29 protein-coding genes are annotated in these 26389 nt (G+C 64.2%); 16 read left to right on the forward strand and 13 right to left on the reverse strand.

The features are described from left to right. Positions 1-39 precede the first annotated feature (39 nt). Positions 40-1509: a PLP-dependent aminotransferase family protein gene (locus NLM31_RS20300; protein WP_254193396.1), complete on the reverse strand. Its 1470-nt coding sequence runs from the start codon at positions 1507-1509 to the stop codon at positions 40-42. 76 nt (positions 1510-1585) lie between these two features. Between NLM31_RS20300 and NLM31_RS20305 the strand changes: the two genes are divergently transcribed. The 5 genes from NLM31_RS20305 (at position 1586) to kynU (ending at position 6788) form a co-directional block, all read left to right on the forward strand. Beyond that, the gene (locus NLM31_RS20305) at positions 1586-2311 is read left to right on the forward strand and encodes a pyridoxamine 5'-phosphate oxidase family protein (RefSeq protein WP_254193397.1); all 726 of its coding nucleotides are present in this window, start codon (positions 1586-1588) and stop codon (positions 2309-2311) included. Between the two features lie 52 nt (positions 2312-2363). Beyond that, positions 2364-3641 carry an ArgE/DapE family deacylase gene (locus NLM31_RS20310; RefSeq protein ID WP_254193398.1) on the forward strand — a complete coding sequence of 426 codons (1278 nt, stop codon included), beginning with the start codon at positions 2364-2366 and terminating at the stop codon, positions 3639-3641. Between the two features lie 252 nt (positions 3642-3893). Further along, positions 3894-4703 carry an alpha/beta hydrolase gene (locus NLM31_RS20315; protein WP_254193399.1) on the forward strand — a complete coding sequence of 270 codons (810 nt, stop codon included), beginning with the start codon at positions 3894-3896 and terminating at the stop codon, positions 4701-4703. A gap of 34 nt (positions 4704-4737) precedes the next feature. Next, the gene (gene kynA / locus NLM31_RS20320) at positions 4738-5577 is read left to right on the forward strand and encodes a tryptophan 2,3-dioxygenase (RefSeq protein WP_254193400.1); all 840 of its coding nucleotides are present in this window, start codon (positions 4738-4740) and stop codon (positions 5575-5577) included. Positions 5578-5585: 8 nt separating this feature from the next. Further along, positions 5586-6788, forward strand: coding sequence for a kynureninase (gene kynU, locus NLM31_RS20325; protein ID WP_254193401.1), 1203 nt, complete (start codon positions 5586-5588; stop codon positions 6786-6788). A gap of 2 nt (positions 6789-6790) precedes the next feature. Here the strand turns inward: kynU and NLM31_RS20330 are convergent, their stop codons facing one another. Further along, positions 6791-7570 (reverse strand): cobalamin-binding protein, encoded by a 780-nt coding sequence (locus NLM31_RS20330; RefSeq protein ID WP_254193402.1) that lies wholly within the window; start codon positions 7568-7570, stop codon positions 6791-6793. A 119-nt stretch (positions 7571-7689) separates the two neighbouring features. Between NLM31_RS20330 and NLM31_RS20335 the strand changes: the two genes are divergently transcribed. Together NLM31_RS20335 and NLM31_RS20340 are read left to right on the forward strand one after the other, a co-directional pair. Then, positions 7690-8088 carry a PaaI family thioesterase gene (locus NLM31_RS20335; RefSeq protein WP_254131063.1) on the forward strand — a complete coding sequence of 133 codons (399 nt, stop codon included), beginning with the start codon at positions 7690-7692 and terminating at the stop codon, positions 8086-8088. A 152-nt stretch (positions 8089-8240) separates the two neighbouring features. Then, positions 8241-8846, forward strand: coding sequence for a GNAT family N-acetyltransferase (locus NLM31_RS20340; protein WP_254193403.1), 606 nt, complete (start codon positions 8241-8243; stop codon positions 8844-8846). 88 nt (positions 8847-8934) lie between these two features. Here the strand turns inward: NLM31_RS20340 and NLM31_RS20345 are convergent, their stop codons facing one another. The 3 genes from NLM31_RS20345 to NLM31_RS20355 form a co-directional block, all read right to left on the reverse strand. Further along, on the reverse strand, positions 8935-9240 hold the full coding sequence (locus NLM31_RS20345; protein WP_148779049.1) for a hypothetical protein: 306 nt from the start codon (positions 9238-9240) through the stop codon (positions 8935-8937). Positions 9241-9325: 85 nt separating this feature from the next. After that, positions 9326-9625, reverse strand: coding sequence for a putative quinol monooxygenase (locus NLM31_RS20350; RefSeq protein ID WP_254193404.1), 300 nt, complete (start codon positions 9623-9625; stop codon positions 9326-9328). Between the two features lie 23 nt (positions 9626-9648). Further along, positions 9649-10335 carry a DUF2161 domain-containing phosphodiesterase gene (locus NLM31_RS20355; RefSeq protein WP_254193405.1) on the reverse strand — a complete coding sequence of 229 codons (687 nt, stop codon included), beginning with the start codon at positions 10333-10335 and terminating at the stop codon, positions 9649-9651. Positions 10336-10461: 126 nt separating this feature from the next. Between NLM31_RS20355 and NLM31_RS20360 the strand changes: the two genes are divergently transcribed. Beyond that, entirely contained in the window at positions 10462-10809 is a 348-nt protein-coding gene (locus tag NLM31_RS20360; protein ID WP_254131067.1) for a GrlR family regulatory protein, read from the forward strand. On the opposite strand, the gene NLM31_RS20365 is transcribed toward NLM31_RS20360, so the two are convergent. Next, a complete protein-coding gene (locus NLM31_RS20365; protein WP_254193406.1) occupies positions 10810-11490 on the reverse strand; it encodes an SDR family oxidoreductase in 681 nt (226 codons plus the stop codon). It lies immediately after the preceding gene. Between the two features lie 47 nt (positions 11491-11537). On the opposite strand from NLM31_RS20365, the gene NLM31_RS20370 reads away from it, so the two are divergent. Next, positions 11538-12332, forward strand: a complete 795-nt coding sequence (locus tag NLM31_RS20370; RefSeq protein WP_254193407.1) for an SGNH/GDSL hydrolase family protein — start codon at positions 11538-11540, stop codon at positions 12330-12332. Positions 12333-12347: 15 nt separating this feature from the next. On the opposite strand, the gene NLM31_RS20375 is transcribed toward NLM31_RS20370, so the two are convergent. Beyond that, positions 12348-13091 carry a tyrosine-protein phosphatase gene (locus tag NLM31_RS20375; RefSeq protein ID WP_254193408.1) on the reverse strand — a complete coding sequence of 248 codons (744 nt, stop codon included), beginning with the start codon at positions 13089-13091 and terminating at the stop codon, positions 12348-12350. Between the two features lie 48 nt (positions 13092-13139). Between NLM31_RS20375 and NLM31_RS20380 the strand changes: the two genes are divergently transcribed. Beyond that, a complete protein-coding gene (locus tag NLM31_RS20380) occupies positions 13140-13451 on the forward strand; it encodes an MliC family protein (RefSeq protein WP_254193409.1) in 312 nt (103 codons plus the stop codon). Positions 13452-13561: 110 nt separating this feature from the next. On the opposite strand, the gene NLM31_RS20385 is transcribed toward NLM31_RS20380, so the two are convergent. Next, complete coding sequence (locus tag NLM31_RS20385; RefSeq protein ID WP_254131072.1) at positions 13562-13765, reverse strand: DUF2735 domain-containing protein; 204 nt, start codon at positions 13763-13765, stop codon at positions 13562-13564. Positions 13766-14299: 534 nt separating this feature from the next. Here NLM31_RS20385 and NLM31_RS20390 point away from each other — a divergent pair. From NLM31_RS20390 to NLM31_RS20405, 4 genes are all read left to right on the forward strand, one after another. Further along, positions 14300-15334, forward strand: coding sequence for a glutamine synthetase beta-grasp domain-containing protein (locus NLM31_RS20390; RefSeq protein ID WP_008129886.1), 1035 nt, complete (start codon positions 14300-14302; stop codon positions 15332-15334). 217 nt (positions 15335-15551) lie between these two features. Further along, positions 15552-16253, forward strand: a complete 702-nt coding sequence (locus NLM31_RS20395) for a GrlR family regulatory protein (protein WP_254193410.1) — start codon at positions 15552-15554, stop codon at positions 16251-16253. A gap of 19 nt (positions 16254-16272) precedes the next feature. Next, complete coding sequence (locus tag NLM31_RS20400; RefSeq protein ID WP_254193411.1) at positions 16273-16956, forward strand: substrate-binding domain-containing protein; 684 nt, start codon at positions 16273-16275, stop codon at positions 16954-16956. Positions 16957-16988: 32 nt separating this feature from the next. Further along, the gene (locus NLM31_RS20405; protein ID WP_254193412.1) at positions 16989-17810 is read left to right on the forward strand and encodes a tetratricopeptide repeat protein; all 822 of its coding nucleotides are present in this window, start codon (positions 16989-16991) and stop codon (positions 17808-17810) included. A gap of 31 nt (positions 17811-17841) precedes the next feature. On the opposite strand, the gene NLM31_RS20410 is transcribed toward NLM31_RS20405, so the two are convergent. Next, a complete protein-coding gene (locus tag NLM31_RS20410; protein WP_254193413.1) occupies positions 17842-18300 on the reverse strand; it encodes a hypothetical protein in 459 nt (152 codons plus the stop codon). Positions 18301-18575: 275 nt separating this feature from the next. On the opposite strand from NLM31_RS20410, the gene NLM31_RS20415 reads away from it, so the two are divergent. Then, positions 18576-19283 (forward strand): hypothetical protein, encoded by a 708-nt coding sequence (locus tag NLM31_RS20415; RefSeq protein WP_254196236.1) that lies wholly within the window; start codon positions 18576-18578, stop codon positions 19281-19283. Between the two features lie 1003 nt (positions 19284-20286). On the opposite strand, the gene NLM31_RS20420 is transcribed toward NLM31_RS20415, so the two are convergent. Beyond that, on the reverse strand, positions 20287-21861 hold the full coding sequence (locus NLM31_RS20420) for a winged helix-turn-helix domain-containing protein (protein WP_254193414.1): 1575 nt from the start codon (positions 21859-21861) through the stop codon (positions 20287-20289). A 158-nt stretch (positions 21862-22019) separates the two neighbouring features. Here NLM31_RS20420 and NLM31_RS20425 point away from each other — a divergent pair, with 158 nt between their 5' ends. Beyond that, positions 22020-22259 carry a DUF1127 domain-containing protein gene (locus NLM31_RS20425; protein WP_254131078.1) on the forward strand — a complete coding sequence of 80 codons (240 nt, stop codon included), beginning with the start codon at positions 22020-22022 and terminating at the stop codon, positions 22257-22259. A 69-nt stretch (positions 22260-22328) separates the two neighbouring features. Here NLM31_RS20425 and NLM31_RS20430 read toward each other — a convergent pair whose 3' ends face one another. The 3 genes from NLM31_RS20430 to NLM31_RS20440 are packed head-to-tail and all read right to left on the reverse strand — an operon-like array spanning position 22329 to position 26247. After that, positions 22329-22943, reverse strand: coding sequence for an Isoquinoline 1-oxidoreductase subunit (locus NLM31_RS20430; RefSeq protein WP_254193415.1), 615 nt, complete (start codon positions 22941-22943; stop codon positions 22329-22331). An 11-nt stretch (positions 22944-22954) separates the two neighbouring features. Beyond that, the gene (locus tag NLM31_RS20435; protein WP_254193416.1) at positions 22955-23479 is read right to left on the reverse strand and encodes a (2Fe-2S)-binding protein; all 525 of its coding nucleotides are present in this window, start codon (positions 23477-23479) and stop codon (positions 22955-22957) included. Then, the gene (locus NLM31_RS20440) at positions 23476-26247 is read right to left on the reverse strand and encodes a xanthine dehydrogenase family protein molybdopterin-binding subunit (protein WP_254193417.1); all 2772 of its coding nucleotides are present in this window, start codon (positions 26245-26247) and stop codon (positions 23476-23478) included. The genes NLM31_RS20435 and NLM31_RS20440 overlap by 4 nt, the downstream gene beginning before the upstream one ends. Positions 26248-26389 lie beyond the last annotated feature (142 nt).

The following is a 26389-nucleotide window of genomic DNA, read 5'->3' on the forward strand; positions in this document are numbered from 1 at the left end:
ATCTAGGGAGCGGCACACGATTCTCATAGTGAACCTTTGTCACGCGCGCCGGCCGACCTTGCCTTTGTTGCGCAAGGCGGCCCGCGCTTCCCGCGCGAGCCGCTCGGCAGAGGCGACGAGGTGTGGAACCGCGTGTCCCGAAAATCCGAGCACGAAACCGGGTAGCGGACGCGCCCGCGCGTAGGTGTCGGCGAGCAGCCAGCCCTCGGCGCCGGCCGCCTGCTTCGCTTCGGCCGCAATTGCTGGTGGGACCGACGGATCGAACTGCGCCACGAGGTGCAGGCCCTGCGACGGCACCGGGACCGACAGCGCGCCGTCCGAGGTCGCCTCGAGCGTTTCGGCCAGCGCATCGCGGGCCTCGCGATAGAGTTTTCGCACGCGCTTCAAATTTGCGGCAAACGCGCCGGAATTGAGCATGTCGGCGACCGCGCCCTCCATCAGCGTTCCCGGAAAACGGTCGAGCGCGGCGCGTGCGGCGGTGACGTCGCCGATCAGGCGTTCGGGCAGCGCGCAATAGCCGATGCGCAGACCTGGAAACAGCGTCTTGGCGAACGTGCCCATGTAGATCACGCGCTGGAGGTGATCGATGCCGGCGAGCGACATCAATGGCGCGCCGTCATAGCGGAATTCGCTGTCGTAATCGTCCTCGAACACGAAGGCGCCGGCCTGCTTCGCCCAGTCGAGCAGCTCGAGCCGCCGCGGCATCGACATCTGCACGCCCAGCGGAAACTGATGCGACGGCGTCACATAGGCCGCGCGCGCGGCCGGGGCGGCGGCGCGGCCCCTGGCGACTTGCAGGCCGTGGGCGTCGACGGGAATGGGCACGGTGCGATAGCCGCATTGCGCGATGGTCCTGCGTGCGATGGGATAGCCGGGGTCCTCGCACCAGACCTGATCGTTTGTCTTCAGGATCGCGCCGAGAACGATGCGCAGCGTATGCAGCGTGCCCGATGTGAGCATGATCTGGTCGGGGTCGCAGCGTAGCCCCCGCGCCGAGAGCAGATGGTCCGCGATCGCGACGCGCAGCTCGCGGCTGCCACGCGGATCGCCGTAATGCAGGTGTTCGCTACCAAAGGCGCGCATGCGCCGGCCGACGAAGGCGCGAAAGCGTTGTACCGCGCGCTCGTCGATATGGGTGCAGCCGAGCGAGAGCGCGCCTTGCTTCGGCGCCTCCACGATCACCTTCGGCTTCTTCGATACTGCAGCGCGCGCCGGGATGCGCGCAGCGACGAACGTGCCGGAGCCGACGGTGGCTTGCGCAAACCCGTCGGCGATCAGGCGTTCGTAAGCCGCGACGACCGCATTGCGCCGAAATCCGGTCTGCTTGGCCAGCGTGCGCGACGGCGGCAGCGGCTCGCCGGGTTTGACGAGGCCCGAGACGATCATCTCGCACAGCGCCTGGTACAGCCGATGCGCCGAGGAGGCGCCGGCGGTGATGTGCGCGCCGGTGAGATCGAGCGGCAGCTCGGCTTTGGCCGGGGCGAGAGAATTGGTCGGAATTTTTTGCATGGAATTGGCACTATCGCAGACCAAATGCCCCGCTACAACTAGCCTGGAATTCTTCCAATTCCGATGAGGAGCGGCCGTGAGCCAGACCGAGAGTCAAAATTCCTATCCGACGTCAGCGCGCAACCAGGTGAAGCGCCGGCACGATCGCGGCTTCTACGATCACGAGACGGTTCACCGCATCCTGGATTCCTCGATGATGTGCCACGTCTCCTATGTCATCGACGGCCAGCCCTACTGCACGCCGACCTTCTTCTGGCGCGAGGGGACCAAGCTCTATTGGCACGGCTCGAGCGCGAGCCGTATGCTGCGCAACCAGACCAGGGGCGAGCGGGTGTGCCTGACGGTCGCCCATCTCGACAGCCTCGTGCTGGCGCGCTGCGGCTTCAATCACTCCGCCGATTACCGCGCGGTGATGGCGTTCGGCACAGCCTATCTTGTCACCGACGCGCAGGAGAAGGAGCGCGCCGTGGTCGCGATGGTCGACCGCTTCTTTCCGGATCGCACCGCGAGCCTGCGTGCCAGCAACACCCAGGAGATCAAGGCGACCTCCTTCATCGCGATGGAGATCGAGGAAGCCTCGGCAAAGGTCCGCGCCAAGGGTGTCGCGGACGACGACGAGGACTACGAATTGCCGATCTATGCCGAGCGCATTCCGGTTCGCACCGTTCTCGGCGCGCCGGAACCATGCCCGCGGTTGCTCGGCGGCGTGAGCCGGCCGGCGACGCTGAATGGCTATTCCGAAGGCCGGCTGCTCGAAGATGCATTGCGGGATGCTTATTTTGTGGAGTACCCGAACGGCTGAAATCGGCTAGCTTGCGCGCACCCTTGACCAACTGGATGCCCGGAGTTGCCTGATGAATGCCGATACGCAGCAGAGGATTCTTGACGCCGTCGATGCCGGCTTCGAAGCCCAGCTTGCGACCACCCGAGATTTCGTCGCGATCCCCTCGACCCGCGGGGCGGAGGGGCCGTGCCAGGACATGATCGGCGACCTCCTGCGTGCGCGCGGTTACGAGGTCGACGATTGGCACATCAATGTCGACGACCTCAAGGATCTGCGTGGCTTCGGCCCGATCGAGCATGATTTCTCCAAGGCGCGCACGGTGGTCGGCACCTATCGCCCGACGACCGAGGCCGGCAAATCGCTGATCCTCCAGGGGCACTGCGACGTCGTGCCCGCGGGGCCGCTGGAATTGTGGGACACACCGCCGTTCTCGCCCGTCATCAAGGACGGCAAAATGTTCGGTCGCGGCGCCTGCGACATGAAGTCGGGGACCATCGGCGCGCTCTATGCGCTGGATGCGATCAAGGCGGCCGGCCTCAAGCCGACCGCGCGGATTCACTTTCAGTCGGTGATCGAGGAGGAGAGCACTGGCGTCGGCGCACTGTCGACGCTTCAGCGCGGTTACCGGGCCGATGCCTGCTTCATCCCCGAGCCCACCGCCGGCAAGATGGTGCGTTCTCAGGTCGGAGTGATCTGGTTTCGCCTGCGGGTAAAGGGCCATCCGACCCATGTCGCCTTTGCCGGCTCCGGATCGAATGCGATCATGGCGGCTTATCACCTCGTCCACGCGCTGCAGAAGCTCGAGATCGAGTGGAACGAGCGCGCCAAGGCCGACCGCCACTTCAAGACGCTCAACCATCCCATCAACTTCAATCCCGGCATCATCAAGGGTGGCGATTGGGCCTCCAGCGTGCCGGCCTGGTGCGACGTCGATTGCCGCATCGCGATCCTGCCGGGCTGGTCGGTCGCTGACCACCAGAAGGAGATCATGGCCTGCGTTGCCGCCGCCTCGCGCAACCATCGCTTCCTCGCCAACAATCCGCCGGAGGTCGAATGGTCGGGCTTCCTGTCGGAAGGCTATGAGCTGACCGATTCCGCCGCGCCGGAAGCTGCATTCGGCAAGGCCTTCAACAAGGTCTATGGCGGCGCGGTCGAGGATCTCGTCTTCACCGCGCTCACCGACACGCGTTTCTATGGACTCAATTACGGCATCCCCAGCCTGTGCTTTGGCGCCAGCGGCGGCGAGATGCACGGCTTCAACGAATATGTCGATCTGGACTCGCTGAAGAAGACCACCAGGGCGATGGCGCTGTTCATCGCGGAATGGTGCGGGGTGGAGAAGGCCTAGCGAGAGCCTCAGTCACAGCTCTCGTAGGGTGGGCAAAGGCGCGTCAGCGCCGTGCCCACGCGTCGTCTCGGACATGACCAAAGATCGCGGGCACGCTTCGCTTTGCCCACCCTACGGTGTCTCGGCCGGAGTAGCATCTGCCCGAAACAATGGCTCATCCAAATCCTTTAAGCTTAAAATAAAGACTAGGATGCCGCCCTCAGCGGTGGCAGACTGTCCGCCGGTTCGCTGGACGAGTCACCGGGAGTCACAATGCGCGATTGGGATGATGCTTACGCCAATTCGGCCCATATCCCGGGCTCGGACAAGATGCCGGCGCAATGGGCGGAGCGGGCGGCGGCCTACCGCACCGGGCTGAAGGCCTTTCGTCCCGACATCGCCTACGGCTCAGGTGAGCGCCAGCGCTTTGACCTGATCCTGCCCGAGGGCGACAGCAAGGGCCTCGTCGTGTTCGTGCACGGCGGCTATTGGATGCGGTTCGACAAGTCGACCTGGACGGATCTCGCCGAAGGCGCGCGGCACCACGGCTGGACGGTCGCGCTGCCGAGCTACACGCTGACGCCGGCAGCGCGCATCTCCGACATCACCGCGGAGATATCAGCCGCGATCGCGAAAGCGGCGTCGCTGGTCGCAGGGCCAATCCGGCTCGCCGGCCATTCCGCCGGCGGCCATCTCGTCACGCGCATGCTCTGCGACGACAGCCGGCTCGAGCCGGCCGTCTATAACCGCATTGCGGGCACGCTCTCGATCAGCGGCCTGCACGATCTGCGTCCGCTGCTCAAGACGAAGATGAACGAGACGCTGCGCATGACCATGGACGAGGCGACGCTCGAAAGCGCGGCGCTGCACCTGCCGCGCGGGCATTCGCCTGTCACCGCCTGGGTCGGCGGCAGCGAGCGCCCGGAATTCATCCGCCAGTCCGATCTGCTGGCCAATGTCTGGACCGGCTTCGACGTACCGACCCACCTCGTCGTCGATCCCGGGCTCAACCATTTTACCGTGATCGATGCGCTCAAGGATCCATCGTCGCCGATCACTGCGCGCCTGATCGGCCTCGACTGACGGAGGCAGGGATGATCGATCGAAAGGGCCTGTCATGACCTCCAGCGATTACGATCCCGCAAAAGAAGGCGCCGAGACTGATTTCGCCCGGCGCATGTCCTATGGCGATTATCTGTCGCTGGACGCGATCCTCGGCGCGCAGCATCCGCTGTCGGAAGCGCATGACGAGATGCTGTTCATCATCCAGCATCAGACCACGGAGCTCTGGATGCGCCTTGCCATCCATGAGCTCAGCGCAGCGCGTCGCGCCATTGCCAAGGACGAGGTCGCGCCCGCCATGAAAATGCTGGCGCGGATGTCGCGTATCTTCGAGCAGCTCAACAACGCCTGGGACGTGCTGCGCACGATGACACCCAGCGAATATACGCGCTTTCGGTCCCAGCTCGGCCAGTCCTCGGGCTTCCAGTCGCGCCAGTACCGGCTGATCGAATTCCTGCTCGGCAACCGCAACCACGCCATGCTGAAGCCGCACGCGCACGATGCTGAAACGACCAGGCTCCTCGAAGCCGAGCTCGCGACGCCGAGCCTCTATGACGAGGTGCTGCGGCTGGCGGACCGCAGCGGGCTCAAGATGCCTGCGACTGTCTTGGCGCGCGACGTCCGCGAAACCCACAGCTTCAGCGAGGGCGTGCTGCAGGCCTGGCGGATCGTCTACGAGGCGCCGGAGACGCATTGGATGCTGTACGAGCTCGCCGAGAAGCTGGTCGATTTCGAGGATTATTTCCGGCGCTGGCGCTTCAACCACGTCACGACGGTCGAGCGCGTCATCGGCTTCAAGCGCGGCACCGGCGGCACCGGCGGCGTCAGCTACCTCAAGCGCATGCTGGAGGTCGAGCTGTTTCCCGAGCTCTGGCGCGTCCGCACGATTCTGTAGAAATCCCCATGACCAAATATCGCGTCTATCACGACACCAAAGCGCTGTTCCATCTCCCCGACGGGGTAATCTATCTCGATGGCAATTCGCTCGGCGCATTGCCATTGGGCGTTGCCGAGCGCGTCAGCCGCGTGATCACGACCGAGTGGGGCAACGAGCTGATCCGCGCCTGGAACACGGCCGGCTGGTATGCCCAGCCGCGCCACGTCGGCGACCGCATCGCGCGGCTGATCGGCGCGGAGGCGGGGTCGGTGATGGTCGGTGATACGCTGTCGCTCAAGGTTTATCAGGCGCTCGCCGCCGCGCTCGACATGAACGCGTCGCGCAAGGTTGTCTTGTCGGACACCGGCAATTTCCCGACCGATCTCTACATGGCCGAGGGGCTGATCGCGACGCTCGGGCGCAGCCATCAATTGCGCCTGGTGGCGCCCGAGGAGGTCGAGGCTGCGCTGTCGGAAGAGATCGCGGTGCTTTACATCACCGAGGTCGACTACCGCACCGGTCGCCGCCACGACATGGCCGGGCTGACGGCAAAAGCGCAGGCGCTCGGCATTGTCACGGTCTGGGATCTCGCCCATTCGGCCGGCGCGCTCCCGGTCGATCTTGCCGGTTGCGGCGTCGATTTTGCGGCCGGCTGCACCTACAAATATATCAATGCCGGCCCGGGCGCGCCGGCGTTCCTCTACGTCGCGCCGCGCCATGCCGACGGCGCGCGCGCCGCGCTGTCGGGGTGGATGGGACACGCAAAGCCCTTCGCGTTCGAGCTTGGCTATGCGGCCGCCGGCGGCGTCGAGCGCATGCGCGTGGGTACACCACCGGTGCTGGCGATGGCGGCGCTGGAGGCTTCGCTCGACATCTGGGATCGGGTTGAGATCGCGGATGTCCGCGCGCGTTCGCTGGCGCTCGGCGATCTCCTGATTGCCGAGGTCGAACGCCGCTGTCCGTCTCTGCAGCTCGTGACCCCGCGCGCACACGAGCGCCGTGGCTCGCAAGTCTCGTTCGCCTTCGAGGGCGGCTACGCTGCCATGCAGGCCGTGATCGCCCGCGGCCTCATCGGCGATTTCCGCGCGCCTGACATCATGCGGTTCGGCATCACGCCGCTCTACATTGGCGAGAGCGAGATCATCCGCGCGGCCGAGATCATCGAGGAGGTGATTGCGGGCGAGGTGTGGCGGCGGCCGGAGTACCAGGTCGTCAATGCGGTGACGTGAGATCAGCCCCACAGCGCCGTCACGATCGCATCCAGCCCATCCGTCAACGCTGCCGGCCCTGGCTGCAGGATGATCGGCGACTTGATCTCGACAATCCGGTCATCGCGCACCGCTGGAATTTCGTTCCACCGCTCGCGCTGCCTGATGCGGGCAGGCACGACCTTTTTGCCGCACCATGACGCGAGGATCACGTCCGGCGCGGCCTCACGCACCGCATCCGCAGAGATAATGCGATCCTTCGCGGCCTGCCGATGGCGCAGGTCCGGAAACACGTCTTCACCGCCGGCGATCTCGATCAGCTCGGAGACCCAGCCGATGCCGGAGATCAAGGGATCGTCCCATTCTTCGAAATAGACTCTTGGTCGTGGCGAGCGGCGAGGCGCGGCCGCAATCGTCGCGAGGCGCTGCTCGAAACCGTTCGCAAGTTCCTCCGCCCGCCCGGCCGCACCGACCAGTGCACCCAGAGTGCGGATCATCGACAAAATGCCTGCGACGTCGCGCTGGTTGAAGACGTGGACGTCGATGCCCGCGCGCACGAGGTCGGCGGTGATGTCGGCCTGGAGATCGGAGAAGGCCAGAACGAGGTCGGGTTCCAGCGCCAGCACCTTGGGGATGTCCGCAGAGACGAATGCGGAGACCCGCGGCTTCTCGCGTCGGACCTGCGGTGGGCGGACGGCATAGCCGGAGACGCCAACGATGCGGTCCTGCTCGCCGAGCAGATAGAGCGTTTCCACCGTCTCTTCGGTCAGGCAGACGATGCGGCGGGGCGGGAAGTGGCGCATGGGAGGAGCATATGCCCGAATGGCAGGTCCGATGTCACGGCAACCATTACCTCCGACGTCATTGCTTTGCCCCGCGAAGCCATTCACGCTGAGACAACAACGAATTGGGAGGAGATCTGATGACGCCGCTCGAGAAACTTAAAGCGATGAAGATGCCGTTCGCGGAGCTCAAGGGCGTCGAGTTCGTCGAGGCCGAGAAGGATCGCGTGGTAGCGCGAATGACAGTGCGGCCCGATCTCTGCACGCTGCATCACACCGTCCATGGCGGCGCGGTGATGGCGTTCGCCGATTCCGTCGGCGCGGCGGCGACCGTGATCAACCTGCCGGAGGACGCCAAGGGCACGACCACGCTGGAGAGCAAGACCAACTTCATCGGCGGCGCCAAGGAGGGAACCACCGTTATCGCCACCGCCACCCCGGTCCACCGGGGCCGACGGACCCAGGTCTGGACCACCCGGCTGGAGACCGAGGACGGCAAGCTGGTCGCCATCGTGACCCAGACCCAGCTCGTCCTGTAAGACTACGGGGCCTTGATTTTGTTAACGAATTAGTCGCTTCCGCTGCCTCAAACTTGAGCAGGTTCCCGTCTTGAAAAGTTTGTTGCGACGCACAATATTGGAGGCCTAGGGATTCGAACGCCTCCTCGAGGGACACCAAGAGGAGTTTTGACGTGGTACTTGAAGACACCGTCCGCACCGCCCCGGGCTATGTGCGGACCCTGATCCAGCAGGAAGAATTGCCGCTGTTGCGCGATCACCTGCTGAGGCTTGATGCCGCAAGCCGGCATGACCGTTTCAACGGGTTTCTCGACGACAGCTTCATCGAGCGTTACGCCGCCCGCTGCGCCGAAGATGGCACCGTGATCGTCGCCTATATCGTCGATGGCGTGGTCCGTGGTGCAGCCGAGCTGCATCCGCCGGAGGGCGATTCGTTGCCCGAAGTCGCCTTCAGCGTGGAAGCCTCCGCTCGCCGCCAGAACGTCGGCACCGTGTTGTTCAGCCGCCTGATCGCGGAAGCGCGCTGGAAGGGCTACAAGAGCCTGCGCATCACCACCGGCGCGGAGAATCACGCCATGCGGGCGCTCGCCAAGAAGTTCGGCGCGCATCTGCAGTTTCGCCACGGTGAATCCACCGGCACGATCGATCTTGGCAAGACGCCCGAGGCCGAGCTCGCTGATCTCGCAGCGGCGCCGTTCAAGGCCGGTCGCGCGATTCTCAACTTCAATTCGACCTGCTGGAAGCTGATCTCCAGCATGTACGGCAATCGCGCCGCCTGAGATCGAAAGACCTGAAATTATAGGTCTGAATCAAAAAGCGGACCGGCTAGGCCGGTCCGCTTTTCGATTGAAGCAAGGGAATGAGCGCTCAGGTGCCGGTGCGCTTGTCGTTGCCGAAGCGGCGGACGACGCGGCGTTCGACCACGACGGAGCGCTGCGCACCTTGTTCGCCGGCGATCACGCGGGTCGCGGTGATACGGCTGTTGGTGCGGGCCTGCTTCTTCACTTCGGCCTGAACGACGTCCAGCGGCATCCCCATCAGCGAGGCGGCGATCTCTGCCTGCTGCTCCTGATCGTCGGTGATGCCGACGGCGGCGAAGATCGCCTCGTCCAGGGTGGGCGGATCGTGGCGCACGCGCCGCGTGCCATATTTGGTATTCCAGTCTGCGCTCATAACGGCCTCGTTTTGATGCCGGGATACCTAGTGCGACCCATGTTGCATTGCAATATGAATTTGGTGTGGCATCTCAGCTATGCACTCAAAGCTTTTCGAGCTTGCTGGCGTCGTAAAGTTCGAGCGTCGTCGCCCCGGTGGCGAGTGAGCGCAGGGCCCGTACGAAATCGCCGGACGCAGGTACCGCAAAATGGGCCGCAAGCGCGGCCCGGTCGGCCCATTGCTCGAAGAACACCAGCCTGAGCGGGTTCTCGCAGTCGACATGCACCGCATGTGAGATGCAGCCGGGCTCCAGGCGCGAACGATGGACGTGTTCGAGGCTGAGGCGGCGCGCGTCCTCGAACGCCTCGGGCCGGACCGTCACACTGCCAGTCACCACGATCATGCCGTTCTCCACAGTGATGGCCGCTAGGGCAGGGATGCTTCGCGCGCGATGGTCTTGACCGGTGTCTGCGGCCAGCGCTTCAGCGCGGCGTGGCCGGCCTCGGTCAGCCGATAGATCCCGCGCTCGGCGCGTTCGAACCAGCCATAGACGTTGTGCAGGAGAATTTTGCCGGCATCGGGACAGCGTTCGCGCAATTCGCGCACGGCCCGCGGGCCTGCGGCGAGCTGCGATGCGCAGGCCAGCGCCTGTTGCCGGTAGGCCGTCATGATTGGCGCGCGCGTGCTGCCGCCGAGCACGGGATCGCCTTGGCGGCGCTGATGTTCGGCTACGAGCCGGGAGCGCGTCTTTGGCTCGCGGCGCGGGGCGGCCGTCGGCGGCTTCACCAGCACCTCGACCTGGCCGTTGTCGGCCACCCCGAGCATACCGAAGCCGAGGCGCCGACACAGATTGCGATAGCGCGCGTCGCTCTCGCGGCCCTTGCCGCGGATCGACATCTTTGCGGCGATCCAGACCTCGTCACCTGCCGGCGCGCGATCGACCGCCTGCAGGATAAGCTCGAGATTGAAGGCGAGCTTGAGCTCGCCGATTACCACCACCGGCGGATCGCCGGCGCTCAGCCCCACGAGATCGCAACCGCCGATCTCGCCCTTCACGGAGAAGCCGAGCTCTTCGAGGAAGCGTTTCACGGGGAGATAGAGCTCGGTTTCCAAGGCGAGTTTCCGATCGGAGAATCAGTTGCGGCCAGTTTAGCCCGGATCGAACTCGGGCTGCCGGCCATTTGCCCGGACGCTGTCAAGCCAGCTATACCCCTGCGCGGGGAACAAGCGGGCGCGACGATGACGATCAGGAACGGGCTCTATCATATCCGGATCGAGATGCTGGATGGCGTCCAGGGCGGTAATCAGGGTGTCATGGTGCTGCGTGACGGCACCATGCGTGGCGGCGATTCCTTTTTCTTTGCCTATGGCAGCTACACGTCCGCCGATGGCAGATGGAAGGGCGAGCTGACCAACGAGGAGCATTCGCCCTCGTTCGACGAGCGCCCGGTGTGGGGCCGCAGGGTCGTGACCATCGGCTTCAGCGGCACCTATACCGATGAGACCGCCTACGGCGAAGGCATGGCGCTCGCCGGCAAGCAGAGCATCCGTTTCAAGGGCAATCTGCGCCTGCTTGTGCCGGATTGATCAGACCCGTCCGCTCACCGGAATGAGCGCGCCGGTGACGCCGCTTGCGGCGTCGCTCGCCAGGAACAGGATCACCTCGGCAAGCTCCTGCGGTGTCACCCATTTGGCGAAGTCGGCTTTCGGCATGTCGGCGCGGTTGGCCTTGGTGTCGATGATCGACGGCAGCACCGCGTTCACGGTGACCTTGCCCTTCCATTCGTTGGCCAGCGCTTCGGTGAGGCGGTGCACGCCGGCCTTCGACGCCGCGTAGGGACCCATGCCCGAGCCCGCCTGCAGCGCGCCCATGGCGCCGATGTTGACGATGCGGCCAGCCTTCGAGGTGGCCAAATGCGGCAACGCCGCGTGCGAGGCGTTGAGCGCCGTCAGCACGTTCAGCGCATGCATGCGGTGCCAGGTCTTGATGTCGCCGTCACCGACGGTCTCGAAGGCAAAGCCGCCGGCGATGTTGACCAGGGCGTCCAGTCCGCCGAAATGCTTCGCGGCTGCGTCCACCGCCGACTTCGCCTGAGCAGCATCGGACAGGTCGACGCCGCCGATCTCGATGCGCTCGGTCGTCGCAGGCATTTGAGAGGGCGCATGGTCGATGCCGGCGATCCGCGCGCCGCGTGATTGCGCGATGTCGGCGACCACCTTGCCAAGCGCGCCGAACGCGCCGGTCACGACAATGATTTTTCCCTGCACGATACTCTCCGTCGTCTCGCTTCGCGCCGACTATTGCGTGAGGCGAATTGGACTTGCAATGGCGGCGGCATCAAGGCTGGGCTATAAATGCAACTTTAGGCGGCGACGGAGGGCGTTTCATGTCTGATGAATTGCCGACTCTCGATAATCCTCCAGAGATCGTTGAATTGAAGCGTCCGCTGGAGAATTTCCGGGCGGCATTGGGCAGACGAGGCCCCGTGCGCGTGGTGGCGATGGGGTCGTCCTCGACTGCGGGACTTCGCAATGTCGTTCCCTATCCCGCGCGGCTCGAGCTGTATTTGAGAAAACACTACAAGGATGACGATCCCCATCCGAACATTCGGATCGACGTTTTCAACCGCGGCCAGGGCGGCCAGGAAGCGCCATTGGAAGTGCCTCGGTTCGACGACGATATCTTTGCCGACAATCCTTCTCTGGTGCTCTGGCAGGTCGGGACCAACGCGGTCTTTCGCCAGAAGGAGTTCAACTTCGACGAAGTGGTCGCGAGCATCACCAGGGGATTGGCCCTCCTGCGCAATCACCCGACCATGGATGTCATCCTGATCGACCCGCAATATGTGACGGCCATGCTGTTCGACGACAACGCCGATCTCGCGGAGAAGATGGTTTCGGCGATCCGAACCGCGGCGGAGGACGCCGAGGTCAACCTGTTCCAGCGTTGGGCGCTCATGCGCCACTGGCACGTCTACAACAAGGTCTCGTTCGAGCAGCTGCTCGATCCGGAGGATGACCTGAAGCTGCATCAGAGCAATTGGAGTACCATGCAGGTATCGCTCGCGCTGACCAATTCCATCATCAAGGCCGCAACTCCGACAGCGTGAGGCGCTTGTCGTCGATCACGGCTGAAGGTAGCGCTCCTTCAGCGCGGTTCGCTCCGCTGCCCCGAGCTTGATGCCGTCGCGCAGGTAAGTTTCGACATCGCCGTACTCGCCGCTGACGGCATCGAAGGCGGCGTCGAGATAGGAAGCGTTGACCGAGCCGATCGCGTCGAGGACGTCGGCGGGCAGATCGGAGACGCTCGACACGTCGCGCTTGTAGTGGCGATTGGTCAGCAGGTAATCCTCTGCAATGATCGCCTCGGGCACGCCGAGCGCATGCAGGATCAGTGCGCTGGCAAAGCCGGTGCGGTCCTTGCCGGCGGTACAGTGGATCACGAGCGGGGCGCGGGCCTGCAGGAGATGGCCGAACAGCATGCGGAAGCTGTGCGTGTTGTGGCGGACATAGTTGCGATAGGACTCGCGCATCAGTTCGAGCGCGACGGGCGCAGTCAGCGTGCCCCTGGCGAGCTCGGTGCGCAGTGAGGCCACGACCGTCGGCTCGATCGGAAGCGAATGCACCGTGATCTCGTTGACGACGCAGACGCCGGCCGCGCGCTCCTCGACGCCGCGGAAGTCGAACGCGCTTCTGACGCCGAGTGCGCGGACGATCGCGATGTCTTCAGCGGTGAGCTGGCCGAGATGATTGGAGCGGAAAATGTGGCGCCAGCGCGTGGTACGGCCGTCGCTGGTGGCGTAACCGCCGAGGTCGCGAAAATTGCTGGCGCCTTGCAAGGCGAGGTGACGGGCAGGGGAGTCTGACATCGGAGCTGCTTTTGTTATGTTGCCGACGGACCATTACAGGGGGCGATCATGGGCCGACACAAGGCCATTCTTTTGGGGATCAGCATGCTGACGGCTGCAATTTCCGGGGCGCGGCAGGCCGACGCGCAGACATTTCGGAACTACCGCTGCGCCGATGGTACGCAGTTCATTGTTGCGTTTTATGACGGCGACAAGCGCGCGTTCCTCCAGATCGACGGCGAACCGGCGACGCTTGCCAAGCGGTTGGCTCTTTCGGGGGTGCGCTATTCGGGAGCGGGCAACACGTTGAGGATCGGCAAGACCGGGGCGACCACGGTCAAGCATCTGAAGCGGCCGGCGACGGCCTGCGCGGTGATCTGACGCTAATCACGTCTGGAATCAAAAAGGGTCGAAACCTCGTTGTTTCGACCCTTTTCAAACTTCCGCTGCGCGCTTGGAGGAGCGCGTCGGTCTCAAACCAGATGCTGGCATTAGCGTTCCCATTTGGGCTTTGCTTCGTCGACCGCGTCCTGGTGGTACCAGCTGTCGCTGCAGATCGAGACGTTCGCGGGAAGCGAAGCGTGATCGGCGGGAAAGCGGGTCTCGCCATAGCGGCGTCCGGCGAGAGCCGCGCGGCCCCCGGCGGGGAATTGATAGATCTTCGCAGATCCCTGACTCAGTCCATTGTTCATCATGCGATTGCTCCTGGGTCGAAGCGCCTTGGCCTCCATGGTGCGCCCGACTCGTTCGATTGTGGTTACTGGAATCCCCATATCGGCCCGGCACTCCGAAATGCAAAGTGCTGAAAAGGAAATCAGTTTCCGCTCAATTTGTAGGCAGGTGATGGTCTGCACCCCCTAAGGCACCGTGTCGATGACTAACGCCTAGGCCATTCCAAAGGTTGCTGGGCAGGGGGTGGGGGCTTTACGAAAGTTGCCGGACGTTGATGCGCGTTTCATCGGCAACCTTCAGCTGGGGCTGGCCTGCTCCAGAATCAGGCGTTTTCCGCGGGATTTTTGCAGTGCAGCTTCACGCGAAGGTGCGCGCCTATGCCGCACGCTGCTGTGGACGGTTTGCCGCCCCCGGGCCGGTTCCGGTCGCGGTGGAAAACCTCCCGCGCTGCGGCCTTTTGGCACGCAAAATGCTTATAAGGCACCGGCCGATGATGGCCGGGTACAAACGTGCGGGGCTCTCAACCCCACCTTTCGCATCATCTACAGAGAGGCTCAATGACCAAGTATAAGCTCGAGTACATCTGGCTCGACGGATATACGCCGACTCCGAACTTGCGCGGCAAAACTCAGATCAAGGAATTCGCGTCGTTCCCGACGCTCGAGCAGCTTCCGCTCTGGGGCTTCGATGGCTCCTCCACCCAGCAGGCCGAAGGCCACAGCTCGGATTGCGTGCTGAAGCCGGTCGCGGTGTTCCCGGACGGCGCCCGCACCAACGGCGTGCTGGTGATGTGCGAAGTCATGATGCCCGATGGCAAGACCCCGCACGCTTCCAACAAGCGCGCCACCATCCTCGACGACGCCGGCGCCTGGTTCGGCTTCGAGCAGGAATACTTCTTCTACAAGGACGGCCGTCCGCTCGGCTTCCCGGCCTCCGGTTATCCGGCGCCGCAGGGCCCGTACTACACCGGCGTCGGCTTCTCCAACGTCGGCGACGTCGCCCGCAAGATCGTCGAAGAGCATCTCGACCTCTGCCTGGCTGCCGGCATCAACCATGAAGGCATCAACGCGGAAGTCGCGAAGGGCCAGTGGGAATTCCAGATCTTCGGCAAGGGCTCCAAGAAGGCCGCTGACGAAATGTGGATGGCCCGCTACCTGATGCTGCGCCTGACCGAAAAGTACGGCATCGACATCGAGTTCCACTGCAAGCCGCTCGGCGACACCGACTGGAACGGCTCCGGCATGCACGCCAACTTCTCGACCGAGTACATGCGTACGGTCGGCGGCAAGGAGTACTTCGAAGCGCTGATGGCGGCCTTCGACAAGAACCTGATGGACCACATCGCCGTCTACGGCCCGGACAACGACAAGCGTCTGACCGGCAAGCACGAGACCGCGCCGTGGAACAAGTTCAGCTACGGCGTGGCCGATCGTGGCGCGTCGATCCGCGTTCCGCACTCCTTCGTCAACAACGGTTACAAGGGCTATCTGGAAGACCGTCGTCCGAACTCGCAAGGCGACCCATACCAGATCGCTTCGCAGATCCTGAAGACGATCGCGTCCGTCCCGGCTGACAAGAAGGCCGCGGCTTAAGCATCCTCCAGGCCCGGGCCGGGGGCTGGCCCGGGTTGGCTTTCAAATCCGCCGGAGCTCATAAGGCTCCGGCGGATTTTTGCATTTCGATGACAGTGCTTGCCGATGACAGCGCTCGTTGTGGGTCTGGCGGCCATGCCGGCCTGGAGCCTGTCCATCGCAGCCCAAACCGGGCTAGAGTGGGCGCAGGATGCGCGCGGGGCCGGGGACACGGCTGGTGTTTGAAGGCTTCTACAAGGTGCGATTTCAGCTCGGCGACAGCGTCGGCCGGAGCGTGATGCATGCCGGCAACGGCAAGATGCTCGGTGGCAATTCGGCGTTCGCCCATATCGGCACCTACGAGAAGACCGCAGGTGGCGTCGACATCGTCATCAAGACCGTCCGCCACAACCCCGATCCGAACTACCGCGCCATGGCCGGCACCGACGATGCGACGCTGATCGCGAAGGGTTTTGCCGACGGCGATCTCTACCGCTTCAAGGGCGAGCTGAAGGAGCTGCCCGGCGTGCCCTTTCAGTCGCTGATGACGCCGATCACGGAGGACGAGGTGCCGATCGCCGGCGGCGTCGGCGAGGCCGGGATCGCCGATGGCCTCTACTCGATCCATCTGCGTATGCTCGACGGTGTCGACGGCGGGCTCACCGGCGTGATGCTGCTCAACCGGGGCCGCATCCTCGGCGGCGATGCCTCGTTCTATTACCTCGGCAGCTACACCGCCGCGAACGGCCGCTGGAAGGGGCAGATCCTCAACCAGGAGCACACGCCCGCCAAGGACGATCCGATCTTCGGCGGCCACGAGGTCGGCATCGGCTTCTCCGGCAGCTATGACGGCGAGGAGGCGGTGCTGGAAGCAACCGCGCTGGCCGGCAAGCGCAGCTTGCGCCTGACTGCGGCGCTGAAGCTGATGCATCGCGCCTGATCGCACCAGGAAAGTGCCCATGGAAAAAATTCGCATGCTCTCGACGCTCGGCCTGATGGGCGCGATGCGCAGCCTGTCCTTCGCCTTCGAGGCGGCGAGCGGCATTCACGTCGATGCCGACTTCGCGCCGACGCTGGCGCTGCTCAAGCGCTTACGCGCCGGCGAGGCTGCCGACCTCGTGATCCTCACGCGCGAAGGGCTCGACGAGATGATCGGCGAGGGCCGGGTGATCGCGGACAGCGCAGCCGACCTCGCGCGCTCCTATGTCGGCCTCGCCGTGCGGACCGGCGCGCCGCATCCCGGCATCGCCAATGAAGCCGCGCTGCGCAAGGCGCTGCTCGCGGCCCGGTCGGTCGCCTATTCACGGCTCGGCGCAAGCGGCGTCTACTTCGCCCAGCTGATCGTGCGGATGGGCATCGCCGCCGCGATCAACGCCAAGGCCACCATCGTCGAGCAGGGTTTTACTGCCGAGCGGCTCGTCAGCGGCGAAGCGGATCTGGCCGTGCAGCAGATCAGCGAGCTGAAGCAGGTCGAGGGCATCGAGGTGATCGGCCCGGTCCCGCATGATTTGCAGACGCCGTCGGTGTTTTCCGCAGGCCGCATGGTGGATGCGAAGCAGGCCGAAGGCGCCGAGGCGTTGCTGCGCTATCTGGCATCGCCGGAGGTCGTGCCCGTCTTGCGCCGATCAGGACTCGAGCCTTGAAATCGCCGGGGCGTCAACGCAACGTGATGGCCATGCGGATCCATCTCTTTGCCGTCCTCGTCGCGCTCGCCGTGCCTGTCGCTGCCCATGCGCAATCGGCCGACCTCGTCCTGTGCGATCGCGTCGCCGCCGATCCAAGCGATCCCGACAAGCCGGCTGACGTGAAGGGCGTGCCTGAGATCGCCGCCTCCGACGTCGCAACCGCGATCAAATTCTGCAAGCAGGCGGCATCCTCGTCGCGCCGCGCGATGTTCGCGCTCGGCCGTGCCTATGCCGCCAACCGGCAGACGGCCGAGGCGATCGCGGCCTGGCGCAAGGCGGCCGACAAGGGCTCCAGCGCTGCGATGGTCGAGCTCGGCGTCGCCTACGGCACCGGCTCCGGCGTGGCCAGGGACGAGCCACAGGCGCGAAAGCTGTTCGAGAAGGCGGCGCAGGCCGGCAATCCCCGCGGCGTCTCCAATCTCGCGGCGCTCGGCAACGCCGGCGGTGGCGCGCCCGCCGATCCGGCGCAGGCACGCACGCTGCTCGGCAAGGCCGCCGAGACCAACGCGGAGGCGCAGTACCAGCTCGGCCTGATGCTTGCCAACGGCAATGGCGGCGAGAAGGACGACGTCGCGGCACGCGCGCTGTTCGAGAAGGCGGCCGCGCAAAACCATCCCGGCGCGCTGGAGCGGATGGGGGCCTTCGCCGAGGGCGGCCGCGGCGGTCCGAAGGACAAGGATGCCGCAAAGGCATATTACGAGCGCGCTGCTGCGCTCGGCGACGAGGACGCCAAGAAGGCGCTGGAGCGGCTGCGCTGCCCTTACGCGATCAAGGACAAGCAAGGCAAGCTCGTCACCACGCTGTGCTTCTGACTCATGTCGATGTGATGAGAGCCCGCAGGGCTCACTTCATGTAGTAGGCGAGATTGTTGCGGGCGTCGCGATAGGTTGTCTCGAGGAAGCCGGGATATTGCGCCGCCGCCTGTGCCACCGCGCGCACGACGCAAGCCCAGAAATCGCCGTCCCACTTGAAATGCGCTTCGGCCGCGCCCTCGAACTTGACGGCGGTGATGATGGCCTGCCGGACCGCATCGTCGCCGGCATGCGGATGGGCGCGCTTGAGATAACCGAACATCGGCCCCTCATGGGCGTGGTCGCGATCGTGGCGATATTTCGCACCGATCTGCTCCGGTGAAAGCGTGCGATTGATGCGCGCCTCTTCGGCGGTCGGGCGCCCCTTGATCGAATTCAATAGGTAGCGCCAGCGCCAGAGTTCGAATGCGGCATCGAGCAGCGGCTGCTTCGCAGCGCTGGCGATGAAGGCTGCGATCTGCTCGTCGGCTGAGGGTTCAATCGGGTCCATGCCGCTTGGTCGCGCGCAGGCACTTGCGGGTTCGAAAGGCGAAAACAACCCCATGCACAGTAGCCAGGGGGCTGACGAAACACCCGGATAGCCGAACCAAACGGTCGGATGCGGATTTTACGAAATCTGCTTGCTCCGTCGGGCAAAACAGGCGCATGATGGCATCATGGCACGACCGGCTCCGCGCGCAGCCTGCGCGGAAAAGCCGGATGGCTTCGGTGCGGCGACGGTGCTAGGTAGCCCGCGATTCCTTTATTTTTTGCGGGTTCATGACTTTGCTCGACGGGCTCTACAAGGTTGAATACGGCATCCACGAGGCCTTCGGGCGCAGCATCATGTGCCTGCACGACGGCAAGATGTTAGGGGGCAATTCCGCCTTCGCGCATCTCGGCACCTATTCCGAGCGGGACGGCGAGATCGTTGCCGAGGTGATCACCGAGCGCCACAACGAGGACCCCCATTACAAGCCGCTGATGGGCGCCGACGTCGCAACGATCGGCGCGCGCGGCAAGCTGGTCGGCAACCAGATCCGCCTGGAGGGCAGCGCGGACACCATGCCGGGCGGTCAATTCTGGGCCAACCTGACGCGCCTCGATGAGGACGAGGCGCTGCCGCCCCGCGGCACGATCGGGCATGGTGGCATCGCCAACGGCCTCTATGGAATGAGCCTGCGCGCGCTCGACGGCGTCGATGCCGGGCTCTCCGGCGTGATGCTGCTGATCGACGGCCGCATCCTCGGCGGCGATGCGTTCTTCTACTACCTCGGCGCCTATTCGTCGGCGGACGGCTGCTGGAAGGGCGAGATGCTCAACCAGGAGCACACGCCGGCGAAGGGCGACAATCCCGTGTTCGGCGGCTACGAGGTCGGGATCGGTTTTTCGGGGACCTGCACGGAAGACAGCGGCGAGCTCGAGGGTATCGCACTCGCCGGCAAGCGCAGTCTGCGGCTGGCGGCCTCGCTCAGGCTCATGCGGCGGGCGTAGGGCGTCTCATCGGCTGTCGCGTCTGCTCTGCTAGAGCAAGGCGACGTTCGAGCCGTGCGTTTGGATGTTGGCCTTGGGCCAGACGCCGACCCCGCAACGGTGCGGGCGACGTTCTGTGGCCCCATGTCGATGGCGCAGATCGTCCTGCACCCTCCGAATTGCCGGTATCTGTATGCCGTGGTACAACCCTTAGCTGTAGGGACGGCATTTCCGTCCCGAATTTGGGAGGTACCCTATGCGACCGTCATTTGGCTTCGCCGTGCCGTCCGCCATCGTTACCTTGTCAGCTGTCTTGCTGTGCAGCAGCACGGCAATGTCACAACCCACACCAAGCTCCTCACTTCCCACCGTCTCGGTCGAAGCGCCGAAGGCAAGAACGACTGTTGTGCCGAGGCAGGGGCGAACGACCGTGACTTCCCACCACCACCGGGCAACCGGCTCATCGACCGCTCAAGGGCCGGTATTCGGCCCGAATACAGTGTTGGGGAAGATCGCCAGGCTGGAGCGATCTGCCAGCAGCTGTAACGGTGGCTGCGAAACCAGTTACAGGGTCGGCAACGCTCCCTGGGTTGGATGTAGCATGGCTGCCGGAGGCGGGACGGGCGGAGCGATTGACGGCAGCAATTTCTCGTCAACGTGCACGGACACGCTCAGCTACAACACTTACGCGCAGTGCGTAGAGACCAAGGCTCTCCTTGGCGCGCAACCCAGAGAATCCCGGTGGATTTGCACCAGCCTGCTGGCCGGAGGCAAGTTGCCCGGCGAAAGGCGAGTCGCCGAAAGCCGCCACTAGTCGACGCCGCCCACTGACTGCATAGAGACACAGGACAGCATGGCTCGAAACCTTCGAGCCTTGCTCGTTGTCCGCTTCGGGTCACAAGCCGCCGACGACCACTAGACGCGGCGACTGCCGCTCTAGGCCCCGAAGCGGACGTTCGCGCGTACTTACCCTCGCGCCTCATCGGTGTGCGAGCAGGGGGCTCAAGTGACCGGGCGCACGCGTTCATGGGGGGAGGCCTGCGATGTGGCAAGCCCGATTGATCCGTTCGAGGTGTTCCGGGATGTAAAATTGGGCGAGCTTGGGAATGAGTGTGGAGATGCGCAGCGCCGGCCTCGCTTCGACTAGGCGTGCACTGATCATCCGGGCTTCCTCGACCCGTCCGGACATTGCGTGGCATGCCGCCAGAATAAATTGTGCGTTTAGATAGTTAGGGCGGTGCAACACAGCCGACTTGGCCCATGATGTCCCGTCCTCGTATCGATCTGCCAAGAAATGCGCGAACGCTATTCCGGTCTGCATCAAGAAAATAAACGGATCCATGGGGCTTAAGCGCCCCCCGGCATGGAATTGCTTAAGTGCCGCGTCTAGGTTGCCGCGGCGAATGTGCTCCCAGCCGATCGTATACTGTGCGAGAGCCAGGCTTGGGTTAAGTTCATGCGCTCGGAAGACGAGGGCAACGCCTTCGTCGATCTCATATAGTACGGCGGCAATTGCCTGCCCAACCCTCACGAGTACGGTTGGATCGTCCTTATCGAGTTCAATCGCGCGCCTTGCAAACAGTCGGGTATCATTTCGTTCCTGATCCGCATCAACCGTCCAGCCGAAGACCTTGCGTTGCAGGTAGCAATAAGCACCAAGCGCGTATGCTACCGCCAATCCGGGATCGATCTTGACTGCAAGCCGGGTCAGTCTGAGGGCTTCAATGTTTTGCTCGCGGGTGAATTGATAGAAGCTCGAGAGTGAACGAAGATAGTAGTCGTAGGCCTGAAGATTTTCGGTTGGCTTGCGCTTTGCGCGCTCTATCTCGGCACGCTCCAAGTGAGGAAAGAGTGCGCTAATCACGCTGCTCGTCACTTGGTCCTGCAGATCGAAGATGTCATTGAGTTGGCTGTCGAAACGGTCTGCCCAAAGATGGGCACCCGTCGTGGCCTCGATCAGCTGCCCGATAATGCGAACTCGGTCGTTGGATTTGCGCACACTGCCTTCGAGTACATATCGAACTCCTAGCTCGCGTCCGACCTGCCTGACGTCGACAGTCTTGCCCTTGTAGGTAAAAGTGGATTGTCGCGCGATGACGAACAGCGATTTGGATCGTGAGAGGCCGGTAATGATGTCCTCGACCATGCCTTCGGCGAAATACTCCTGCTCTGGATCGGAACTCAGGTTAATAAACGGGAGAACGGCTAGCGACGGTATGTCGGGAAGCGTGAGGGCACCCTTGGCCGTTTCTCCTTGGATTTCGGTTACTACCCCTGTGGAAGCGTTGTGAGCTTCTTGCACAGTGCCGATAAAGCGATAGCCTTTCCTCGGCAGCGTCTTGATCAACCGCTGCTTCTCCCCGGAATCGCCAATCGCGGAGCGAGCGGCATTCAGCCGGGTCGTCAGCGCGGCATCCGACACGCATCGCCCCTTCCAAATGGCTGCGATAAGATCGTCCTTGCAGACGACGCGCTCGCGGTTGCGGATGAGGTAGTCAAGCAGGTCAAAGGCTTGTGGCGTCAGGGCGACGACTTTTGTATCGCGGTATAACTCGCGGCGGCCGGAATCCAGTTCGTAGTCTTCGAAGAGATAGCGCACGACGCGAAATCCCTTAAGCCGTCCCCGGTTAGGCTCGGCAACATTTGGAGGACGGAGAATAAGCTGCCCGTAAGGAAAATGTAAGCGACAGATTAAGCGTGCCGGGTCGGATCCTGGCAGCTTGCCTGGGTGGAAACAAGGCACCCGAGGATGCTGCAATGAACACGTTTTACCAGACAGCGGGCTTGGTCCAGACGACAGCACAGCGAGGCAATGTCAGCGCTCTCAAGAATTGTTGGGACGCTTTTCAAGAGTGGCGGAAATGGGAGCGGCTGCGGCACGATCTTTATAATCTAAGTGATCGAGAGCTTATGGATATCGGGATCTCGTATGGCGAGATCGACTACGTTGCCTCGAATCGAAATACTGACCCGCGAGGAATACGTTCCGGATCATAAGCCGTTGATGCTGCGATTTTCACGTGGCCTCTAGGAAGCCGACGCATGGTGACGCGCCGCCACGCCCCATCACGGCGCCGGGCACGCCGCTCCCGTCTTCACCCAGGCCTCCACCAATGCGCCGGCCTGCTCCTGTGTGCCCGGTGCAGGCGCGCGGCCGAAGCCGGGCTTCCAGGCCCAGCCGACGAGGGTGTCCTTGCCGATGTGGTCGATCAGCGCCTCCACCTTGCGGCCGCCGTTGCGCACGGGGTCCCTGATCTGCTCGCAGATCTCGCCGACCGTCTTGCCTTCCCAGGCCATCTCGCGCGGGGCGAGGTGCCATTCGGGATGGCCGGGAATGCGGCCGGGCTCGAAATTGGCCTTCTGGTGGCAGGTGTGACAGCGCATCGCCTCGAGGCCGTGGCCGTCGGCGCCGCGCGTCACCGGCGGCTGATGCAGGCGCGGATTGTCGCCCTGGCGCGGGCTGTCGCCGGCCGGATGGCAGTTGGTGCAACGTGGATGCGTCAGCACTTTTCCGAGCTCGGTGAAGATCGCGGCCGAGCGTTTTTCGGTGTCTGCGATGTTCGCAAAGCTTTCGGGCGAGGCGAGGCCGTGGCTCGCCGTATCAGACGCGGCGTAACCGGCGCACAGGCTGCTCGTCAGCGCCGCCATCACGGCCATGATCTTGATGCGCGTGGTGATCATCCCTTGCGCACTCATTTGGTGGCGACGAGATAGCGACTGGAATCGGCGAGGATCACGTCGCGCACCGCCTCGTGATATTTGATGTAGCCGGTGCAACGGCAGAGATGCCCGTCGAGCGCATCCGCAATGGTCTGCTCCAGCGCCTCGCGGGCGACAGGCGCGCGCGACAGACGTTCGAGCAGCACCTGGCCCTCATTGAGGAAGCCGGCGGTGCAATAGCCGCACTGGAAGGCGAAGTGATCGATGAAAGCCTGCTGCAGGGCCGAGAGCTGGCCGTCCCTGGCGTGACCTTCCACGGTGCGGATCGACTTGCCGTCGAAATTCACGGCGGGCGCGACGCAGGTCGGGCTGGTGTAGCTCGTGCCATCCGGCGCGTCGACGATGATGGCGCAGCTCAGGCATTGCGCGGCGCCGCAGCCGAACTTGGTGCCGGTCATGCCGAGCATCTCGCGCAGGAAATCGTTCATCGAGAGATCGTCGCGGACATCCATCGGGCCATGTTTCTGGCCGTTGATGGTGAGGCTGAGGGTCGTCACGCGAGCACTCCCTTCAGGAGGTTTGCAGTCACCGGCAGCGCGCGGAAACGGTGGCCGGTGGCGTCGTGGATGGCGTTGATCAGCGCCGGCACGATCGGGATCATCACGACTTCGGCCATGCCTTTCGGCGCTTCGTCCGGGCTGAGCGGCTTCAGCATCTCGATCTCGAGGTCGCGCAACGGCAGGTCGGAGCCGCGCGCAACCAGGTAACGGCCGAGATTCCATTCGCCGTTGCCGGGGCCGCCTTCGAACGGTGGCAGCGTTTCCAACAGCGCATAGCCAACGCCCATGGCGAAGCCGCCATGGGACTGGCCCATCACCACCTCAGGCACCAGCGCCGTGCCGCATTCGAACACGCTGTAGGCCTTGGCGATGCGAAGCGCACCGGAGGCACGTTCGATCTCGACGCGGACGAGCGTGCCGCACATCGAGGTGTAGGCGGTGCCGATGCGGTTGTTGTCGGTCGGCGGAAACTTGACGCTGATGCGGTTGATCCGCTCGAATTTAGCGTTGCCGCGGCGGATCGCGAGCGCGTCGATCTCGGCGCGGTATTGCTCGCCGAACAGGGGGAAGCGCGCTCGCGACCAGGCCCAGCGCGAAAAACTATGTGCGACCGCACCGGTGACGAAACCGCGTGCATGTGCGGTCGCGGCGAGCGCCGGCAGCGCCAGCGGTTCGAGGCCGGGCATGGTGAGCTGGCCGTTCTGCCAGATCGCGTTGGCCCATTGTTTGGCGCGCGGATCATTCCTGGGAATGCGCCACAGCTCCAGCGCCGCGGGCCACAGGCCGAAGCGGAAGATCACGCGGGCAGCTTCCGCCGACGAGTGCGTGCCGACATGGGCGCCGATCGAGGCCGATGTCGCCGAGGAGATCGAGGGCACCCAGCGCGGATTGCGCTCCGCGGCATCCTGGGTCTTCTGGTCCATCGTGTAGGGATCGCCCGAGGTGACGAGGCCGAGCACGTCGTAGCTGTCGACGCGCGCGACCGAGACCTCGTCGGCGATGGCGCCGAGATGGCTGGCGACCCGGTTCGCCAGCGCCGTGCCGATGCCGTTGCCCATCTCGACATGGTCGCAGAAGATCGCGATCTTGCCGTCGGCGCCGAGCTCGACGCGGCCGAGCGAGCAGTCCGCGCCGGAGCCATAATCCTTGGTGACGCAGGCAACGCCTGTGCCGACCAGCCGGTCGCCCGTGGTTTGCCTGAGCTGGGCGCGCTGCTGCCAGATCGGGTGCTTCTCGAGCTTGTCGAGAATCTCGGGCGTGCGTACCGAGACGATGTAGGGATTGCCGGTCATGGTCCGGCCGTTCTGCTTCAGCGCATTGCGGCGGCGGAATTCGATCGGGTCGAGCTTGAGCTCGCTTGCCGCTTCATCGATCAGCGCTTCAAGTGCGGTCATGGTCTGCAGCGTGCCGTAGCCGCGCATCGAGCCGGCGGTGACGCCGCGCGAATGCAGCGCGATCGTGGTGACGTCGACCTTGGGGATGTCGTAGATGCCGATCGCGCCGGTCGCGGCGACCACCGCGACGTTCGCGGAGAAGTTCTGCAGGCCGCCGCCGTCGAGCACGTGATCGGCGGCGAAGGCCTTGATCAGGCCGGTCGAACGGTCGATGCCGATCCGCGAGCGCATCTTGATCGGGTGGCGTTTGATGCCGCCCTGGAATTGCTGGTAGCGGTCATGCGCCAGCCGCACCGGCTTGCCCGGGAAGCAGATCGCGGCGAGCGCGACGTAAAGGATGAACGGCGTGTGGTCGCGGCCGCCAAAGCCGCCGCCGACATGGGCGAACTGCGCGTTGATGTGCGAGGGCTTGTAAGGCGCGCGCGCCTTCCCGAGCAGATGCGCGAGCGACTCCGCGGCCTCGTAAGGCGACTGCACGCCGAGCACCAGCTCGAGATTGCCGCCGCGGCCAGCGTACCAGGCGAGCCCGCACTCCGGCTCCAGGAACATCGGGTCGACCGATTGCGTCTCGAACTCGCGGTCGAGCACGAGGAGAGAGGCGTTGTCCGCGGCGAGCTCGCTGCGGATCTGGTCGCCGAGCTTGGCCGCCTTGACGTAGTCGGCCGGCATGTCCTTGGCGAGCGGCGACCACACCGGCAGCGCGGCGTTCTGCACCTTCTTGGGGGAGACCCAGCCGGCCTGGATCGGCGAATAGACGTCGGGCTTGTCGGGCGAGGCGCCTGCGACGCGGGTGAAACGGTAGGAGCCGTAATCGGGCGCGATCACCGGGCCGGTTTCCTCGCCGAACTTGACGAAGGTGCCGTCGCGCAGCACGAGGCGCGCCTGGTCGTAGGCGTCGAACTTTTCGAAGACCAGCAGCGCGACCGGCTGGCCGAGATAAAGCGGCGTCTTGCCGAGCGGGCAGAACAGATCGCCGGCATAGAATTCCGGCACCTCTGTGCCGATGCGGTCGAGATCGCTGGCGGTGACGACGACGGACGGCTTCAGCGGTCCCGACAGGCGGGCGAGGTCCATGCCGGTATAGACATGGGTGGCGTCATTGGCGCGCACCAGAATCGCGTGCGAGGTGGTCTGCGGCCAGCCGGGCATATCGTTGGCGCGGAAATCAGAGGCGTAGAGCTTTGCGCCAGTGACTTTGGCGACGCCGTCGACGCGGCCTGCGCCTTTTGTTGCTGGATTGAAATGTCCGCGGCCAGGCAGCGTCTCGTGTGACGCAAAGGGCGCGTTCGCCGCCGTCGCCATATGCGACAGGCTGACCGAGATGCCGCCTGCCGATAACCACTTCACGAACTCGCGTCGCGAAGGCCGCATGATCTTATCCTTGTACAAGGTCTTTTGGGGCTCACGATGCTGACGGCATCGCGACCACAGCTACGCGCCAACGCTGGCGTGAGGCTGTCATGATTCGCCCATGGCCGAATAGAACAGGGCGGCCGTTTACGAGAGGTGAAGG

The organism is Bradyrhizobium sp. CCGUVB4N, from assembly GCF_024199945.1.
GTDB lineage: Bacteria > Pseudomonadota > Alphaproteobacteria > Rhizobiales > Xanthobacteraceae > Bradyrhizobium.

Excerpts from the sequence above, each read along its gene's own strand:
- NLM31_RS20300 (WP_254193396.1), bottom strand. The coding sequence starts at position 1,509 with ATGCAAAAAATTCCGACCAATTCTCTCGCCCCGGCCAAAGCCGAGCTG.
- NLM31_RS20310 (WP_254193398.1), top strand. The coding sequence starts at position 2,364 with ATGAATGCCGATACGCAGCAGAGGATTCTTGACGCCGTCGATGCCGGC.
- NLM31_RS20315 (WP_254193399.1), top strand. The coding sequence starts at position 3,894 with ATGCGCGATTGGGATGATGCTTACGCCAATTCGGCCCATATCCCGGGC.
- kynA (WP_254193400.1), top strand. The coding sequence starts at position 4,738 with ATGACCTCCAGCGATTACGATCCCGCAAAAGAAGGCGCCGAGACTGAT.
- kynU (WP_254193401.1), top strand. The coding sequence starts at position 5,586 with ATGACCAAATATCGCGTCTATCACGACACCAAAGCGCTGTTCCATCTC.
- NLM31_RS20330 (WP_254193402.1), bottom strand. The coding sequence starts at position 7,570 with ATGCGCCACTTCCCGCCCCGCCGCATCGTCTGCCTGACCGAAGAGACG.
- NLM31_RS20335 (WP_254131063.1), top strand. The coding sequence starts at position 7,690 with ATGACGCCGCTCGAGAAACTTAAAGCGATGAAGATGCCGTTCGCGGAG.
- NLM31_RS20345 (WP_148779049.1), bottom strand. The coding sequence starts at position 9,240 with ATGAGCGCAGACTGGAATACCAAATATGGCACGCGGCGCGTGCGCCAC.
- NLM31_RS20350 (WP_254193404.1), bottom strand. The coding sequence starts at position 9,625 with ATGATCGTGGTGACTGGCAGTGTGACGGTCCGGCCCGAGGCGTTCGAG.
- NLM31_RS20360 (WP_254131067.1), top strand. The coding sequence starts at position 10,462 with ATGACGATCAGGAACGGGCTCTATCATATCCGGATCGAGATGCTGGAT.
- NLM31_RS20375 (WP_254193408.1), bottom strand. The coding sequence starts at position 13,091 with ATGTCAGACTCCCCTGCCCGTCACCTCGCCTTGCAAGGCGCCAGCAAT.
- NLM31_RS20380 (WP_254193409.1), top strand. The coding sequence starts at position 13,140 with ATGGGCCGACACAAGGCCATTCTTTTGGGGATCAGCATGCTGACGGCT.
- NLM31_RS20385 (WP_254131072.1), bottom strand. The coding sequence starts at position 13,765 with ATGATGAACAATGGACTGAGTCAGGGATCTGCGAAGATCTATCAATTC.
- NLM31_RS20390 (WP_008129886.1), top strand. The coding sequence starts at position 14,300 with ATGACCAAGTATAAGCTCGAGTACATCTGGCTCGACGGATATACGCCG.
- NLM31_RS20400 (WP_254193411.1), top strand. The coding sequence starts at position 16,273 with ATGGAAAAAATTCGCATGCTCTCGACGCTCGGCCTGATGGGCGCGATG.
- NLM31_RS20405 (WP_254193412.1), top strand. The coding sequence starts at position 16,989 with ATGCGGATCCATCTCTTTGCCGTCCTCGTCGCGCTCGCCGTGCCTGTC.
- NLM31_RS20410 (WP_254193413.1), bottom strand. The coding sequence starts at position 18,300 with ATGGACCCGATTGAACCCTCAGCCGACGAGCAGATCGCAGCCTTCATC.
- NLM31_RS20425 (WP_254131078.1), top strand. The coding sequence starts at position 22,020 with ATGAACACGTTTTACCAGACAGCGGGCTTGGTCCAGACGACAGCACAG.
- NLM31_RS20430 (WP_254193415.1), bottom strand. The coding sequence starts at position 22,943 with ATGATCACCACGCGCATCAAGATCATGGCCGTGATGGCGGCGCTGACG.
- NLM31_RS20440 (WP_254193417.1), bottom strand. The coding sequence starts at position 26,247 with ATGCGGCCTTCGCGACGCGAGTTCGTGAAGTGGTTATCGGCAGGCGGC.